This window comes from Pseudomonas sp. PONIH3 (assembly GCF_002934345.1).
GTDB lineage: Bacteria > Pseudomonadota > Gammaproteobacteria > Pseudomonadales > Pseudomonadaceae > Aquipseudomonas > Aquipseudomonas soli.
Window position 1 is genome coordinate 2,376,493 of sequence record NZ_CP026386.1, and the last position, 14,701, is coordinate 2,391,193.

General features: G+C 58.1%; 17 protein-coding genes. 11 read left to right on the top strand and 6 right to left on the bottom strand.

From position 1 onward, the window contains the following. The first annotated feature begins 103 nt into the window (after positions 1 to 103). The 8 genes from C3F42_RS11025 to C3F42_RS11060 all read left to right on the top strand — a co-directional run bounded on the left by C3F42_RS11025 (position 104) and on the right by C3F42_RS11060 (position 8,263). Positions 104 to 1,399 carry an MFS transporter gene (locus C3F42_RS11025; protein WP_104444431.1) on the top strand — a complete coding sequence of 432 codons (1,296 nt, stop codon included), beginning with the start codon at positions 104 to 106 and terminating at the stop codon, positions 1,397 to 1,399. A 13-nt stretch (positions 1,400 to 1,412) separates the two neighbouring features. Next, a complete protein-coding gene (locus C3F42_RS11030; RefSeq protein WP_059394597.1) occupies positions 1,413 to 2,168 on the top strand; it encodes a class II aldolase/adducin family protein in 756 nt (251 codons plus the stop codon). Beyond that, positions 2,165 to 3,094, top strand: coding sequence for a glyoxylate/hydroxypyruvate reductase A (locus C3F42_RS11035; protein WP_059394598.1), 930 nt, complete (start codon positions 2,165 to 2,167; stop codon positions 3,092 to 3,094). The genes C3F42_RS11030 and C3F42_RS11035 overlap by 4 nt, the downstream gene beginning before the upstream one ends. A gap of 28 nt (positions 3,095 to 3,122) precedes the next feature. Then, positions 3,123 to 4,349 (top strand): Zn-dependent hydrolase, encoded by a 1,227-nt coding sequence (locus C3F42_RS11040; RefSeq protein WP_059394599.1) that lies wholly within the window; start codon positions 3,123 to 3,125, stop codon positions 4,347 to 4,349. 139 nt (positions 4,350 to 4,488) lie between these two features. Then, positions 4,489 to 5,814 carry an MFS transporter gene (locus C3F42_RS11045; RefSeq protein ID WP_016712287.1) on the top strand — a complete coding sequence of 442 codons (1,326 nt, stop codon included), beginning with the start codon at positions 4,489 to 4,491 and terminating at the stop codon, positions 5,812 to 5,814. Positions 5,815 to 5,887: 73 nt separating this feature from the next. Continuing rightward, complete coding sequence (locus tag C3F42_RS11050) at positions 5,888 to 7,195, top strand: OprD family porin (protein WP_104444432.1); 1,308 nt, start codon at positions 5,888 to 5,890, stop codon at positions 7,193 to 7,195. Positions 7,196 to 7,253: 58 nt separating this feature from the next. Then, the gene (locus C3F42_RS11055) at positions 7,254 to 7,643 is read left to right on the top strand and encodes a RidA family protein (RefSeq protein WP_059394601.1); all 390 of its coding nucleotides are present in this window, start codon (positions 7,254 to 7,256) and stop codon (positions 7,641 to 7,643) included. Then, complete coding sequence (locus C3F42_RS11060; protein WP_059394602.1) at positions 7,640 to 8,263, top strand: RraA family protein; 624 nt, start codon at positions 7,640 to 7,642, stop codon at positions 8,261 to 8,263. The genes C3F42_RS11055 and C3F42_RS11060 overlap by 4 nt, the downstream gene beginning before the upstream one ends. Before the next feature lie 391 nt (positions 8,264 to 8,654). Here C3F42_RS11060 and C3F42_RS11065 read toward each other — a convergent pair whose 3' ends face one another. The 5 genes from C3F42_RS11065 to C3F42_RS11085 form a co-directional block, all read right to left on the bottom strand. Beyond that, positions 8,655 to 9,020 (bottom strand): histone-like nucleoid-structuring protein, MvaT/MvaU family, encoded by a 366-nt coding sequence (locus tag C3F42_RS11065; RefSeq protein WP_104444433.1) that lies wholly within the window; start codon positions 9,018 to 9,020, stop codon positions 8,655 to 8,657. Positions 9,021 to 9,367: 347 nt separating this feature from the next. Then, a complete protein-coding gene (locus C3F42_RS11070) occupies positions 9,368 to 9,934 on the bottom strand; it encodes a hypothetical protein (RefSeq protein ID WP_104444434.1) in 567 nt (188 codons plus the stop codon). An 81-nt stretch (positions 9,935 to 10,015) separates the two neighbouring features. Further along, positions 10,016 to 10,399, bottom strand: coding sequence for a hypothetical protein (locus C3F42_RS11075; protein ID WP_104444435.1), 384 nt, complete (start codon positions 10,397 to 10,399; stop codon positions 10,016 to 10,018). Between the two features lie 2 nt (positions 10,400 to 10,401). Next, the gene (locus C3F42_RS11080; RefSeq protein WP_104444436.1) at positions 10,402 to 10,872 is read right to left on the bottom strand and encodes a hypothetical protein; all 471 of its coding nucleotides are present in this window, start codon (positions 10,870 to 10,872) and stop codon (positions 10,402 to 10,404) included. Positions 10,873 to 10,914: 42 nt separating this feature from the next. Then, a complete protein-coding gene (locus C3F42_RS11085; protein WP_023128603.1) occupies positions 10,915 to 11,310 on the bottom strand; it encodes a hypothetical protein in 396 nt (131 codons plus the stop codon). A 164-nt stretch (positions 11,311 to 11,474) separates the two neighbouring features. Between C3F42_RS11085 and C3F42_RS11090 the strand changes: the two genes are divergently transcribed. Continuing rightward, positions 11,475 to 11,930, top strand: coding sequence for a helix-turn-helix transcriptional regulator (locus tag C3F42_RS11090; protein ID WP_104444437.1), 456 nt, complete (start codon positions 11,475 to 11,477; stop codon positions 11,928 to 11,930). Between the two features lie 90 nt (positions 11,931 to 12,020). Continuing rightward, on the top strand, positions 12,021 to 12,947 hold the full coding sequence (locus C3F42_RS11095; RefSeq protein WP_104444438.1) for a hypothetical protein: 927 nt from the start codon (positions 12,021 to 12,023) through the stop codon (positions 12,945 to 12,947). Between the two features lie 8 nt (positions 12,948 to 12,955). Here the strand turns inward: C3F42_RS11095 and C3F42_RS11100 are convergent, their stop codons facing one another. Continuing rightward, the gene (locus C3F42_RS11100) at positions 12,956 to 13,168 is read right to left on the bottom strand and encodes a hypothetical protein (RefSeq protein WP_104444439.1); all 213 of its coding nucleotides are present in this window, start codon (positions 13,166 to 13,168) and stop codon (positions 12,956 to 12,958) included. Between the two features lie 522 nt (positions 13,169 to 13,690). On the opposite strand from C3F42_RS11100, the gene C3F42_RS11105 reads away from it, so the two are divergent. Beyond that, complete coding sequence (locus C3F42_RS11105) at positions 13,691 to 14,647, top strand: hypothetical protein (RefSeq protein WP_104444440.1); 957 nt, start codon at positions 13,691 to 13,693, stop codon at positions 14,645 to 14,647. Positions 14,648 to 14,701: the final 54 nt, after the last annotated feature.

Sequence of the window (14,701 nt, forward strand, 5' to 3'; positions counted from 1 at the left end):
ACTAATCATAGCCCCAAGGCGATAAATCTCGAAAGCGCCGAACAGAGCGCGACCGGTTTAGCCAAACCTGCCCACCTGCCTATAACTCTAAGAAGGGCCTTGCATGCATACGTCAAACCAGCCGCGTCGTGCGGCGGCTGCCGCATTTGTCGGCACCACCATCGAGTTCTACGACTTCTACATCTACGCCACGGCGGCTGCACTCGTACTGGGTCAGGTGTTCTTCCCGAGCAGCAACCCCTTGCTCAGCACCTTGGCGGCATTCGGCACCTTCGCCGTAGGCTTCATTGCCCGACCGATGGCAGGCATGGTCTTCGGCCATCTGGGCGACCGTCTGGGCCGCAAAAAAATGCTGCTGGTCACCATGGTGCTGATGGGCCTGGCCACCACAGGCATTGGCCTGCTGCCCAGCTACGCCACTGCTGGTATCTGGGCCCCCATCGGACTGATTGCCCTGCGGATTGTCCAGGGGATCTCCGTAGGTGGTGAGTGGGGTGGTGCCGTCCTGATGGCCAGCGAGCATGCGCCGGCCAAACGCAAAGTGTTCTACGCCTCGTTCGCTCAGCTCGGCAGCCCGGCTGGCCTGCTGCTCGCGCTGATCGCATTCCGCCTGGTGTCATCCTTGGAGCCCGAAGAGTTCCTGAGCTGGGGTTGGCGTCTGCCGTTCCTGGCCAGTGGCGTCCTGATGCTGGTGGGTCTGGTTATCCGCTTCGGCGTCGAGGAAAGCCCTGAATTCCAAGCCGCCAAGGCCAAGCAAGAGGTCGTCAAATACCCGGTGCTGGAAGTGGTACGTGACTGCTGGAGGCAGATCCTGTTTGCCGCTCTCGCGGTGACCATCGGCTCCGCCGGTTTCTTCTTCACCAACACCTTCATGATCACCTACGTCACCACCTACCAGGGTATCCCTCGAGCAACCATCCTCGACTGCCTGTTCCTGGTGACCATCCTGCAGTTCTTGACCCAGCCACTGGCCGCGCTGCTGGCTGAACGCATTGGCGAAGGCCGCTTCCTCAAGCTGGTAGCCCTGCTGTGCATGGCTGTGCCCTACCCCATGTTCATGCTGGTCGGCACCCAGAACCTGGTGTTGATGACAGCCGGCATCGCCATGGCAGTGGTCACGCTCTCGGCACTGTATGCGGTGATCGCCGGCTACATGACCCAAGCCTTCCCCGCTCACCTACGCTACTCCGGTATCTCGCTCGCCTACCAGTTGATTTGCGCCATCGCCGGGGGCAGCACGCCGATCATCGGCACGTTGCTGGCCGACCGCTTCGCCGGCCAGTGGCTGCCACTCGCCGTGTTCTTCACCGCGCTCTCCACGCTTTCCTTGATCGGCGTCTGTGGCCTCTCTCGCCTGCGTGGCGAGCAGCAGCAACCCACCCCCGCCATCGCTCGTTAAATCAGGAGTTTTCATGAGCAAGCCGCACAACATTAGCGATGTCGAATGGCAGGCACGCTGCGAACTGGCCGCGCTGTACCGGATGGTTGCGCACTTCCGCATGACCGATTTGATCGACACCCACATTACCCTGCGTATTCCTGGGCCTGAGCATCACTTCCTGATCAACCAATACGGCGTGATCTTCGACCGGATGCGCGCCAGTGATCTGGTACGCATCGACCAACATGGCAATGTGGTCGACCAGGCCAATGGCGAGCGCCGGGTGAACGCGGCTGGCTTCGTGATCCACTCGGCGATCCACATGGCACGCCCGGACATGCACTGCGTGATCCACACCCACACCGCAGCCGGCATCGCCGTCTCGGCTCAGGAACACGGGTTGCTGCCGATCAGCCAGCATGCGCTGAAGTTCTACGGCAAGCTGGCCTACCACCAGTACGAAGGCATCGCCCTGTCTCTGGATGAACGCGAGCGCCTCATCGCCGACCTCGGCACGCACAAAGCAATGATCCTGCGAAACCACGGCCTGCTGGCCGGCGGCTCCAGTGTTGCCGAGGCCTTCCACGAGATTCACTTCCTGGAGCGCGCCTGCCAGGCGCAAGTACAGGCATTGGCCGGCGGCAGCAAGCTCATCTACCCCAACGAAGAAGTCTGCCGCCACACCGCCGCGCAGTTCCAACGCGACGAGTCAGCGCAAATCATCAGCCTGAGCTGGAACGCCGCCCTGACCTTGATCGAACACCAACGCGAGTCGTACTGCTCATGAAACCGCTGGTACTGCTTTCAACCGACCAGGCACTTCTGGGCCAACTGCAGTCTGCCTTCGCTCGCAGCGCTCCCCAGCTACGTGTGGTGCTTGCCAACGATCCCGCAGCCCAGGAGGCACAGGTAGCCGCATGCTGGTTCCCTCCCGTAGGCAGCCTCAGCGCATTACCCAACCTGAAGCTGATCCACTCGGTGGCTGCAGGTGTTGATCACCTGGCCAACGACCCGAGCCAGCCAGCATTGCCAGTGTGCAGAGTCGTAGACCCAGCTCACCGCCAAGGCATGGCGGAGTATGTTCGCTGGGCGGTCATCCACTACCACCGGGACTTCGACCGAGCACTTGCCCAACAGCAGCAACAGGTATGGCAACGTCATCCTCAACGCCTCGCTGGTGAATACCGCATCGGCGTCATGGGGCTCGGCTCCCTTGGAGGGGCTATTGCCGGCGAGTTGGCCGAGGCTGGATATGCTGTCCGAGGTTGGTCGAGGAGTGCCAGGCAGCTGAGCGGCGTGCGCACATTCTCGGGCCCAGCGGAGTTCGATCAGTTCCTGGATGGTCTCGACCTGTTGATCAACCTGCTGCCATTGACCGATGCCACTCGCGGCATCCTCTGCCAGAAGACCTTTGAAGCCTTGGCGCCAAACGCGGCAGTGATCAACTGCGGACGAGGGCAGCACCTGCAGGTGGATGACCTGATCAACTCCGTCAACAGTGGCCGACTGCGCGGTGCGCTTCTCGATGTGTTCGAGAAAGAGCCGCTGCCATTGGACAGCCGCCTCTGGAACACGCCGGGAATCGTCGTCACACCCCACATGGCCTCATGCGCTTCCCACGACTGTATCGCCCAGCAAGTTGCCGAGAACGCTCGGCGTCTGGCCTGTGCTGAACCACTCCTGAACCAAGTAGACCCCGCGCTCGGATACTGATCCCACCGCCTGTTTGAGGATTCACATCATGCATACATGCAATGGCACACGGCTGTGGGACAGCCTCATGGACATGGCCAAGGTTGGCCCAACCGCCAAAGGCGGCAACTGCCGCTTGGCACTGTCGAAAGAAGACCGAGACGGACGCGAGCTGTTCGCAAGCTGGTGCCGCGAGGCCGGAATGAGCATCCATGTTGATGCCATCGGCAACCTATTCGCCCGCCTGCCAGGCCGCAATGACGCCCTGCCCCCGGTGGTCATGGGCAGCCATTTGGACACCCAACCGAAGGGCGGTCGCTTCGATGGCATCTACGGCGTACTTGCCGGCCTGGAAGTGGTACGTAGCCTTCAGGACAAAGGCCTGCAGCTCGAGCGCCCATTGGAAATTGCGGTCTGGACGAACGAAGAAGGCGCTCGTTTCACTCCTGCCATGCTCGGATCGGCGGTGTTCACGGGCGAGCTGCCCCTCGAGCAAGCGCTGTCCAGCCGCGATGCTGAAGGCGTCAGCGTTGCCGAAGCGTTGGAGCAAACCGGCTACGCAGGTGAGCTACCTCTGGGCCGTGAGTTCGACGCGTACTTCGAAGCACACATCGAGCAAGGCCCAATCCTGGAGGACGCCGGCCTGCCCGTAGGGTTGGTCACGGGTGGGCAAGCGATCTGCTGGCTGGACATCGAGATCAGTGGCCAGGCCGCTCACGCAGGCACCACGCCAATGCCTCTGCGCCGCGACTCCTTGTTCGGTGTAGGGGAAATGATCACCGCACTGGAACAACTGTCACGCGACTTTGCGCCCAAAGGCCTTGTTACCGTTGGCCAATTGCAGATCGCTCGCTCTTCCCGCAACACCATCCCTGGCCACGTGGCGTTTACCCTCGATCTTCGCCACCACGAAGATGCCGCCATCGCTGACATGGAAGCCAGCGCCCGTGCACTCATCGACCAAATCGCCACCAAGCGTGGCTTGGAAGTCCAGATCAACCGTCACTGGCTGAGCCCGGCCACGCCTTTCGACCCGGCCTGCATCGATGCAGTACGCAAAGCCATCGAAGGCCTGGGCTACCCGTACCAGCCAATCGTCAGCGGCGCCGGCCATGACGCCATTCACCTGGCCCGTCACTGCCCAACCACCATGGTGTTCATCCCCTGCGTCGGCGGCCTGAGCCATAACGAAGCCGAAGACGCCTTGCCCAACGACGTGACCATGGGCTGCGACGTACTGCTCAACGCCGTGCTGACCCGCGCCGACAGACGCTGACTAAACCAGATCCACCCAGGCGCCCAGCCAATTCAAGAAAGCTGGGCCCACGGGAACGCTTTGCCCAAAAACAAGAAATAGCCGCTCCGCCTTCAGCTGCCAATAACAACCAGAACCCATCTTTCGGGAGAAAATGGCAATGACCAGCCCTGCGTACACCGAGGTTGCCAGCGCGCAACCACAACGCACCGCCGACATGAAAAAAGTCGCGGTCGCCAGTGTGATCGGCACCACCGTTGAGTGGTATGACCTGTTCCTCTTCGCCACGGCCTCGGCCCTGGTATTCAATAAGATCTTCTTCCCAGGCTTTGATCCCCTGGTAGGCACCCTCCTCGCTTTCGGCACCTTTGCTTCAGCCTATGGCGCCCGGATGATCGGCGCCGCGCTTTTCGGTCACTTCGGTGACCGCCTGGGCCGAAAGTCGATGCTGCTCATCTCTTTGCTGACCATGGGTGCGGCCACCTTCGCCATCGGCCTGTTGCCGAGCTATGAGTCGGTCGGCATCTGGGCACCGATCATGCTGCTTACACTGCGCATCATCCAGGGCCTGGCTCTGGGCGGAGAATGGGGCGGCGCCGTGCTGATGGCGGTGGAACATGCGCCAAAGCATCAACGCGGACTCTACGGCTCGTGGGTTCAGATCGGCGTACCGGCGGGGACGATGCTGGCTAACCTCGTGTTCCTGATGTTCGCCACCACGCTGACCAACGAGCAGCTGCTGGATTGGGGCTGGCGTGTGCCGTTCCTGCTCAGCGTTCTGCTGATCGGATTGGGGTTGTACATCCGCCTCAACATCCATGAGACACCGTCGTTCAAAGCGGTGGAGAACAAAGGCAGCCAAGTCAAAGTGCCGCTGTTCGAGGTGTTCCGCAAATACTGGAAGCAGGTAGTCCTGGGTGGTGTGGCAACTATGTCCACTGGCACCTCCTACAACCTCATCGTGGCCTTCGGCCTAACCTACGGCACCCAGACCTTGGGCTTCACACGTGGCGAAATGCTCACGGTTGTTCTGGTTTCCTGCGCTGCCTGTATCGCCATGCTGCCATTCTTCGGCGCCCTGTCCGACAAGGTTGGCCGCAAGCCGATCATCATCGGCGGGATCATCGCCGAGGCACTCGTGGCCTTCCCGATGTTCTGGCTGATGGATTCCAAAGTTCTCGGCCTGGCGTTCGCCGGTTACATGCTGATGATGACGGCATTCGCGGCCAACTACGGCCCCATTGCCACATTCCTCGCGGAGTTGTTCGGCACTCGAGTTCGTTATTCGGGCCTGTCGATCAGCTACATGCTTTCCGGCCTGCTCGGAAGCGCCGCAACGCCTCTGGTTACCACCGCATTGCTGTCGTGGACTGGCAAAGGCTCATCGATTGCCTGGTACATGATCGGCTCAGCCGTTGTTTCTCTGATCGCGCTGCTGCTACTCACTGAGACCTTCAAACGGGATATCGACCAAGCACGGCAGTAATTCCGTGCTGTACCCCCGAGTTTCTCTCGCCAATCAGGCGAGTGTTTCCTACTTCCGTTTGAAGAGTTTCCAGATGAAAAAATACCTGATGAGTGCAGGCGTTTTCGCCTTGTCCCCTTTCGCTCAAGCCGATCTGGTGGGCGACAGCCATGCGAACCTTGGCCTGCGCAATTTTTACTTCAACAACGACTTCCGCGATCAGGCCGGCAGTCTCGGCCAGAGCAAAACCGAAGAATGGGCCCAGGCCTTCGTCCTCGACTTCAAATCCGGCTACACCGAAGGGCCAATTGGGGTCGGCGTGGATGCCCTGGGATTGATGGGCGTGACGCTTGATAGCGGCGATGGTCGCCACCGGGGCAGCAGCATGATCCCCGACGACGGCAGTGGCGCGGCCCAACAGTGGAGCCGCCTGGGCCTGACACCCAAGCTGAAAGTCGCCAACACCGAACTGCGATACGGCACGCTGATGCCCAAGCTGCCGGTGCTGACCTACAACGATGGTCGCCTGCTGCCCCAAACGTTCGAGGGGGCCCAGATCACCTCAACCGACCTAGATGGCCTGACCCTTACCGGCGGGCGCCTCAACCGTGCTACGGGCCGTGCCTCCAGTGACCGTACTGGATTGGCCGTAGCCGGCGGCACCCGTGAGAGCGACCAGTTCCTCTTCGCGGGTGGCGACTACCGGATCGGCAAACAACTCACGGCGCAATACTATGTTGCCAACCTCGAGGACTATTACACCCAGCACTTCGTCGGTCTCACCCACACGCTCCCGCTCTCCGAAGGCCAATCGCTGCGCACTGACCTGCGCTACTTCCGCACCTTCTCCGATGGAGCCAACGACTCCGCTGCGGGTCGCGCAAGTGGATACCGAGTGGGCGGCTACACCGAGGACGGTGACGGCAAGATCGATAACCACACCTGGAGCGCAGCGCTGACCTATTCCGTCCAGGGCCACGCGCTCATGGCCGGCTATCAGGAGGTGTCGGATGAAAGCAACTTCGTCCAACCGAACCAGGGCTCCCTCAGCGGCAAGGGCGCAGGTGGTGCCAGTGTCTACCTCTACACCGACCGGATGCTCGCGAGCTTCAACCGAGCGGGCGAGCGTACCGCGTTTGCCCAGTACAGCTATGACTTCGCCGCTGCCGGCGTACCTGGCCTGAAATTCTCCCTGATGTACCTGAAGGGTGAAGACATCCGCACCACCAGCGGCAATGACGCGTCCGAGTGGGAACGGGATGTGGGCCTGGACTATGTCGTGCAGGACGGTGCCCTCAAAGGTCTCGGCCTGGCTTGGCGCCATGGATTGCTGCACTCCGAAATCGACCCCAACCAAGAGCAGAACCGACTCATCGTCAGCTACACCCTGGCGCTCTTCTGATCTCTGACCACGTGCTGCCGGCGAGCCGGTGGCACATCTTCGCTTCAAGGAGCTCTCAATGAAACGCATCCACAGCGCCCCTGGCACCATCAGCCCAGTAGGCCCGTATTCCCAAGCCGTGGTCAGCGGCCACCTGGTGTTCACCGCCGGCCAAATCCCATCGCTGGGCAGCCTGGAAGAACAGCCCGACAATTTCAAAGACCAGGTCAGGCAGACCTTCGCCAACCTTGCCGCGATCCTCGAAGCGGCGGGCTCCAGCCTTTCCCACATCGTCAAGGTGAACGCCTACCTGACAGACCCCGATCAACTGGTGCCCTTCAACGAGGTGTACAAGGAAATCCTTGGCCATGCACCACCCGCTCGTACAACCGTCTGCGTGCAGCTGTGGGGCGTGAGCTTGGAAATCGACTGTGTGGCCGAGCTGATCGACATGGAGCGCGGGCAATGAACGACGACCTGATCGCAAAACTACGGGAGGTGAGCTTCGCCACGCTGGGCCACTTCCTCGAACGCGGGTTCGTCAGCCATGAAGTCCGCGCAATGGTGCCGGGCGGTCGCATTGTTGGGCGCGCCGTGACACTTCGCCTGGCCGAGCCCGATGCCATCGCCGTCAACCGTGCCCTTATCGCCCTTCAGCCAGGCGATGTCCTGGTGATCGACATGGCGGGTGACCATGCCCACGCTTGTGTCGGGGCGGTCACGCAGTTTGCGGCTCGCTGCGCGGGTGCCGCCGGCATCATCGTCGACGGGGTAGTCACCGACATCAACGAACTGCGTACCTGCCAGTTGCCGGTGTTCGCTCGTGGCACCACTCAGTTGACGACCAAGCTGATCGGCGGCCAGACAAGTCAGGTGAACGTGCCCGTGAGTTGCGCTGGAGTGGAGGTGCATCCCGGTGATTTTGTCCTTGCCGATGACAACGGCGTGCTAATCCTACCGGCGGAAGAACTCGCGACGGTTATCGACAAAGCACTGCAGTCAGACCTCAGTGAACCCGGCATCCTGGCGAGCCTGCGCAATGGTGAACCGCTCCAGGATGTGCTGGCCACGACCACCGGAAACAGCTAACCCAGGCCGGTGAGCCTTATCGCGGGTGAGTGAGTGCTGAATCTGCCACTCACCCATAATCGGAGGGCAAAAAAAAGCCCGCGATGGGGAGCGGGCCGGATGAATCGTAGAGATGTGGGGAAGCCTAACCCGCCCTTTGTGAAAATTACGTGAGGCACTCTGCGTGTCCAGACAATGCCAAGGTCTGGTTCTGGTGCATAAAAAAACCGCCAATCAGGCGGTTTTAGGGGTGACGCTCGGGGTCTCCGACTCGCCTCAGCGGGGTTTAGGTTGCTGATGACAAGTTCTTTTCCTTCACAGGGATTGGTGCCGGACACATACCGCTACAGGTTAACGCTGGATGGAATTAGCGGCAATGGCAGGTCGAATGGACGCCATGCCTCCTCCAGCATTACTGACGCCAGGACTCGACGGTTTCAGCGCCGTGCTCGGCTTTCCAAGACTTGAGGATGGCGTGATTCCCGCCCTTGGTCTGGATCAGTTCGCCGTTATGCGGGTTCTTGTAGGTCTTTACTTCACGTGGCTTACGAGTCGCTTTCTCCTGAGAAACTGGAGCAGCAGCACGACCGCGAGCTTGAGGATCAAGAATGTTGATCACCTCCCGCAGGCTGTAACCATACTCACCAAGCAGGCCACGAAGTTTGTTTTCAAACTCCATTTCAGCCTGAATGGCACCGTCATTTTTCATCGCTTCCAATTCTGCGAGCTGCTGAGCAAGCTGGAGTTCAAGGCGGCGGAATTCGGCGAGACGAGACATGGGGACGTGTTCCTTGGGGAGCTATGATCGGGCCAGATTACAGAAATTGCCGAAGAATGTCTTAACCATCTCAGGTCAAGTTTGCCCAAAAAATCTTTGACGAGGGGAAGCGACTCGACCTCTAAGACAATTGCTGTAACGCATTTCTTGGTATGTAACAACGCCAATGTTACATTCCAAAAACTACGTTACAAGCCCTATAAACAAGGGGTTTGACACCAAACGGCAAGCGGAGCGCGCAGGCCACGGATGGCTGAAGGCGTGAGGATGGAAGCCCGCAGGGCAAGGCCACACGAATGTGGGGCCTGGTTCACGACAGCCGTCCGCGAATGCGGCACGCCCTGAGGTCAGCGGTGCAGCTTGCTGAAACGCTCTGCTAATAGGGCGGGTGCAATCGACTTCCACGTATCAAGAACTGAGGTTTTGTGAAATAGGTAAATACCGCAACCCACAAAGAATCCCCCTGTCAGCAGCCCTATGACTGAGGCGCCCGAGTTGATAAAAGCCCATTGCAGCGACATCGAGCGGCTGCCCATCAAAAAATCCGATCCGAAGACCAGGGCAATCCAACTCAAAACAAATGCCACAGCAGCCCAAATCGCAGCAATCACCCAGAAGTGCAACTGTACTTTATAACGCATGCTCGGCACGCGCAGGAGCCTTCCGCTGGCAGTCTTGGCTGCAAGAACAATTGCGGTATTTTTGACCTTATTTTTTGAGTTCTGCACGAGAGCATAGAACTCAACATGAGACCCTTTTTCCAGATCTTCATAGATCTGAATCGGAACTTTGACATTGGGAATTAATATCCCATCAACTTTCATGATGACCTGCACGAAACCCGTGAGATGCTCGAAAACTCGAATATCCTCTAGGCAGCCAGCAAATTTTAGGTATTCAAACTTTATAAACACTTACAGCTCCTTGCTCAATTCCCGAATGACAGGCAGGGGGAGGCCTTGAGCACAAGTCAATGTGCTCAGGTTCGATCTAAATCAGTGCAGCTGTGTATTGGGGAAGCGGTCTCCAACTAGGCGACAAAAATCCCTCAGGCTCCGGCGCCCACCATCACGGCGAAAGGTAGCCACGACGTACTTGGAGTTCATGGTCGTGATCACCCAAAACCTACCTTCTTTCTTGATAGCCACGATGTCGGAGGTTTTGATCAAGTGCCCATCGGCGAATCGGCCATGAGGCCCTTGCCGCACATGCCCAAAAACCACGCCAACGGCACTCAGTCGATGAATGTGGACATTCACCAGAAACGCGGTGATCTCGCCCTCAAACCCCTGGCCCACAGCCCGAGCGATCCGCAGCAGATCGAAATCGCTGTAGCGCTTAACGTGGAAGTCGACCGCTACCGTGTTGTCCTCTGTCATGCCTACGCCCTCCGGGGCTCTGCTGCAGCACTGGCCTGAGCCATACCACGTCGATACAGCTCTTTGACGCCGTTCAGGGAGTCCGCACCTAGACCAGGCTCATGCGTATCGACGTACACAGCACCACCCTCTACTTCCAGAATACAGACGGCCACACCAGCCTGGTTGTGTCCCATCGAAAGCGACGTGAGCTTCTCCATCTTCCAACCGGCATCCTTGTTCATCCAGCTCGGGGTAACGGCTTGGACTTCCTGCACCACCAGGCTCTCGTCTTGCGCTACCAGCAGCTCGACGAGGCGCATCTCATCGTTGAGCATCTCCTCATAGGCAACGAACCGATCCTCGTGCCGGCGCTTGAGGCTGACGTGATACCAGTGAGTGGCCAGAGATCGTGTGACGGCATGGAAATGAGCCAGACCGTCTCCAAACATGCCTACCGGCCCGGCTTGATCTTGCGTGCTAATGCGGAACATCGTGAATCTCATCAGGGCAAGCCCGCCATGCGGAACCTGCGATTAACATAGAGCGAAAATTGCCTTCAGCGTCGCAGTGATCTCGCGTCCTTGCCCCATGAGCACGTAGACCGTGTTGCGCGTTTCAAACATGCATACGCCATCGAACGTCTTGCACAACGTCGAGCGCACCCACCCTCCTGGCGGAAATCGCCCCTGCTCGTCATAGATGACGCAGTGGGCGTACATGAATATCGGCTCAAGGCCTAAAGAACGCACCCTGGCCAACGACTCAGGTGGCTCGTCCACGTGGAAGAGGATCCAGTCCTCAACCAGGCAGTAGGCCTTCCTGGGAAACCGCTCAGCGACCATCGCCTCGATCTCTGCTCTCGGCAGCAACGTGCCGGCAGACGAGACCTCACCTTCCGGGAGCTCTTCACGCTCCGGAGAATTACCCATGAATTGAGGCTCCTCAGGGCTGCCCAAAAATATCCACAGATGCCCACGCACGGGCGCTCTGCACCCTGGGCCAGAGGCCTAATTCCCACTCCCATGACTATATACATTTGAATGGGAACGATCAAACCCGGCATACCGTCTCCTTTTAGGGGAGGGCTGCCTGGATGTCCTTGCGGAAGGCATACGCAGCAACGTTGCAGTGGCTTAGAATTCGGAGGGGGCTATCGCAGTCCGACCTTCAAAAACAGGCTGATCAGGCTCACATCAGCCGCCTGGAGGCATCAACGACCTCGGCCACCGTCGACCTCACCTCCGATCTGGCAGATGCCTTGGGCGTTACGCCGCTGTCGTTCTTTACGCTGCTCGCCGCAGCGAATGAAGGTAAAACGCCGCGCACGGCCTTGATCGAGACCCTCGCCGAGTTGCAGATCCAGGGTCTCCTGGATGAGAAGCTGCCCGCCGAGCCGCAGAAGCTCCCTCCACCACGTCAGGCAGCTGCGGCTGAGAAGATCAGGGCGATACGAGAGTTGAAGGAAGCCGGCCTCAGTCAGGCCGAGGTCTGCAAGAAACTGGGGCTGCCGAGTAGCACGGTTGGGCGCATGTGGCATGCTGATAACTGATCCTCAGGTGGTACTTTACAGCCGAACCCTCCTAATATTCAGGCAGGACGCCCCGCTTTAGGGCTGCGCGGTTTTGGTCAGGGAAAAAGCATGAATAAAGCGTTGAAAGATCTGGCTCTGGCCAGCGAACGGCTACGCATCGAACGAACTCGCGTTTGGGACGGCCTGAAAGCTTTTGAGAAGATCCTGATCGAGCAGGCCGGTGAGCTTGGCTTTGCTGCTCAAAGTGACAGAATTATCCTAGAAGAATTCTTTGATCAGGAAGACGAGCCGGTAGGGCACATCGAAGGCAGGCTGCACTTCAACCGCAAGCGCTTAGTTTTATACGCGCATCAAGTGCCAGAGGTTCACGACAGAAAGCCCGAAAAGCACTTTCTTGGAGATTTATCCACGGATTGGCTCAAGCGCATAAGTGCACCGGAGATTCTTCACTCCATAGCGGCCAATCTGGCGTTCTACATGCAGAGTGACCTTGAGGATACTCAGAGAGTCGCAGACGAACTCTCAAGGTATCTAAGCGAACAAAAAGCCAGAACTGACGAAGACATCCAGTCCGAGCTGACTGATGACCTCGCGTTATTGGATCTATGGACGCAGTGCCATAACACGGTCAGAACAAAGCCAGAAAATTCAATTGGACATGGTGCCGTACTGCTCGAGTCCACATTCAAAAGGTGCCTTACAAAACTTGGGTACACGGGACACGAAGACTTTTCGATGGCCGATTCAATTGGCGCTTTGAATACAATATTTTATGAAAAAGACCTCATCAAATCTTATTCAGGACAATTACTCGCAGGCGCCGTCAAAATGTGCAGCTCTATCGGCACCACACGAAATAAGGTTGCGGGTGTTCACGGGAAAGTCGAAGGCTACGTGGCACCCTCCGAGGATCTGGCCCAACTCATGAGTCACCTGAGTGGCGCCGTCTCCGTCTTCGTGCGCAAGCAGGTGGAGCTCGCTCTGGAGTCAGAGGAAAACACAACAGGCGTGCCTGACCTGGCCGACCCCGACTGAGCTTTTGGTCATGACTTGCGGACGAAGTGCTTCAGCCGCTCCCGCGATTCCAGCACCTGCTCACGAATTTCCTGAGGATCGATGGCCATTCCACCCTCCGGCGTCACCCTGAGCGTCTTGAGGTTGTTCACCGCTTCGATGAACTCACGCTCACGTTGCTTTTCCCACTCAGGGCGGCGGTCGGGAAACAGCCACGTAACAAGGCGATTGAGGTTGATCATGTGGTGCTCCGGTGTCACGGATGATAGTTAACGCACCTCAACAGGCTATCACCCAAGCTCCCAAGCCGAAACTGTGGGCATCTCTAGGGGTAAGAGACGCTGACCTGCCTTCCCCATACTAGGCTACCAGCCAAAATACTTACGCTCAGTTCCTGCTCGGTCTTAGAATTTGGGGCCAACGCCTGTCCCAGCGGTAACGCTGAAAATGCAGGTCGATACTGTCTGAGCCGGTTACTCGCCCAACCTGTTGACATTGGCGTTGATGCCATCGCTGAAGGCGACATTGGACACGGTTGCGCCAGGTGCAGGCATTCTTGAGCGACCTGGGCCTTAAACGGTTTCGGAAGGTGCCTTGGCCAGACGCTTACCGAATTGTGAGACAGCGCGGCACTCCGCCTATCTCAATTATTGCGTGGGGCGCAATCAACCAAAGGTTGAAGGTGAAATCACCAGCATTTATTGGCACTTTTGTTAAAGGGTACGCGCCGCGTGCTCGATGGATAACACGTAGAGCGCTTGAAGATGGATCTGGATCAAATACGACAAAACGCCCGGCATGCTGCTGCCGCAGATATTTTTGCGACGATGGCGTCAGAGGAAAAAAGCCAACAGCTACTCGCTCGCCTTGGCGCTCAGACCAATGCGCAGATCGACTTTTCTGCCCGATATGAAGGTATTCCTACGGAGCAGCTTGAAACCTACCGTGCCTTGGTTAAGGGTCAAGACAACCCTTTCTTGCAGGAACTGGGTAAAGTAGATGGCTTGCTGCAAGCGGGCGACATCATCCTATGCACTGGCGAAACCATTGGTGCAAAGGTGATCACCAAGGGCCAAAAGCTTCTTAACGATAATGCCCGTTCCAGCCACGTTGCCCTGATCCACGCGGATTTCGTCTGCGTGGACGCGATGCCGGGAGACGGTGTTACTAACCGACTGGTCTCTGAAGTCCTGACCAAGGTGAAGCCGGACTGGCGGGTTATTCGGTGTAAAAAACTCACCCAAGAGCACACTGACGCTGTCTATCGGGCCTGCGCGTACTACCTGGCACAGCCCTACAAAATTCTGCCCTCAAAAAAGCCAATGAAAACGGCTGCCTACTGCTCCGAGCTCGCACGCAAAGTCTTCTTGCACACGGGCATCACTGGGATCGGAATCCCAAACGACAGCGTACTTACCCCTGGGCGATTCGATGACCTCGTTGATAATCACCCTGAATGGGAGGATGTCACTGAGCAGGTGAGGCCAGCCATCGACTTCTGCATGAAGTACCCCGAGCTGATGAAAGTGTCTGCCCGGCTTATGATCGAAGGCCTAAAATTAAACCGAAAGCGCTTTGAGGAAAGAAAAGAGCAGGTTCAGCAGATCCAGCTCTTAGCAAGCAGAAAGAAAATCCCTAAGGAAAAAGCTAAAGAGATGATCAAGGCAATTCGAGAAATCGAAAATGATATGAATCACAAGTTCTGGGATCACTCTAAGTAATCACTTTCAGGGCCAGTTTGTCACCCTACATGATCACATGACTCATGACGTGCA

Coding starts and splice junctions, on each gene's coding strand:
- C3F42_RS11025 (WP_104444431.1), top strand. CDS start 104: ATGCATACGTCAAACCAGCCGCGTCGTGCGGCGGCTGCCGCATTTGTC.
- C3F42_RS11050 (WP_104444432.1), top strand. CDS start 5,888: ATGAAAAAATACCTGATGAGTGCAGGCGTTTTCGCCTTGTCCCCTTTC.
- C3F42_RS11060 (WP_059394602.1), top strand. CDS start 7,640: ATGAACGACGACCTGATCGCAAAACTACGGGAGGTGAGCTTCGCCACG.
- C3F42_RS11030 (WP_059394597.1), top strand. CDS start 1,413: ATGAGCAAGCCGCACAACATTAGCGATGTCGAATGGCAGGCACGCTGC.
- C3F42_RS11085 (WP_023128603.1), bottom strand. CDS start 11,310: ATGGGTAATTCTCCGGAGCGTGAAGAGCTCCCGGAAGGTGAGGTCTCG.
- C3F42_RS11040 (WP_059394599.1), top strand. CDS start 3,123: ATGCATACATGCAATGGCACACGGCTGTGGGACAGCCTCATGGACATG.
- C3F42_RS11090 (WP_104444437.1), top strand. CDS start 11,475: ATGTCCTTGCGGAAGGCATACGCAGCAACGTTGCAGTGGCTTAGAATT.
- C3F42_RS11080 (WP_104444436.1), bottom strand. CDS start 10,872: ATGTTCCGCATTAGCACGCAAGATCAAGCCGGGCCGGTAGGCATGTTT.
- C3F42_RS11045 (WP_016712287.1), top strand. CDS start 4,489: ATGACCAGCCCTGCGTACACCGAGGTTGCCAGCGCGCAACCACAACGC.
- C3F42_RS11035 (WP_059394598.1), top strand. CDS start 2,165: ATGAAACCGCTGGTACTGCTTTCAACCGACCAGGCACTTCTGGGCCAA.
- C3F42_RS11055 (WP_059394601.1), top strand. CDS start 7,254: ATGAAACGCATCCACAGCGCCCCTGGCACCATCAGCCCAGTAGGCCCG.
- C3F42_RS11100 (WP_104444439.1), bottom strand. CDS start 13,168: ATGATCAACCTCAATCGCCTTGTTACGTGGCTGTTTCCCGACCGCCGC.
- C3F42_RS11095 (WP_104444438.1), top strand. CDS start 12,021: ATGAATAAAGCGTTGAAAGATCTGGCTCTGGCCAGCGAACGGCTACGC.
- C3F42_RS11075 (WP_104444435.1), bottom strand. CDS start 10,399: ATGACAGAGGACAACACGGTAGCGGTCGACTTCCACGTTAAGCGCTAC.
- C3F42_RS11065 (WP_104444433.1), bottom strand. CDS start 9,020: ATGTCTCGTCTCGCCGAATTCCGCCGCCTTGAACTCCAGCTTGCTCAG.
- C3F42_RS11105 (WP_104444440.1), top strand. CDS start 13,691: ATGGATCTGGATCAAATACGACAAAACGCCCGGCATGCTGCTGCCGCA.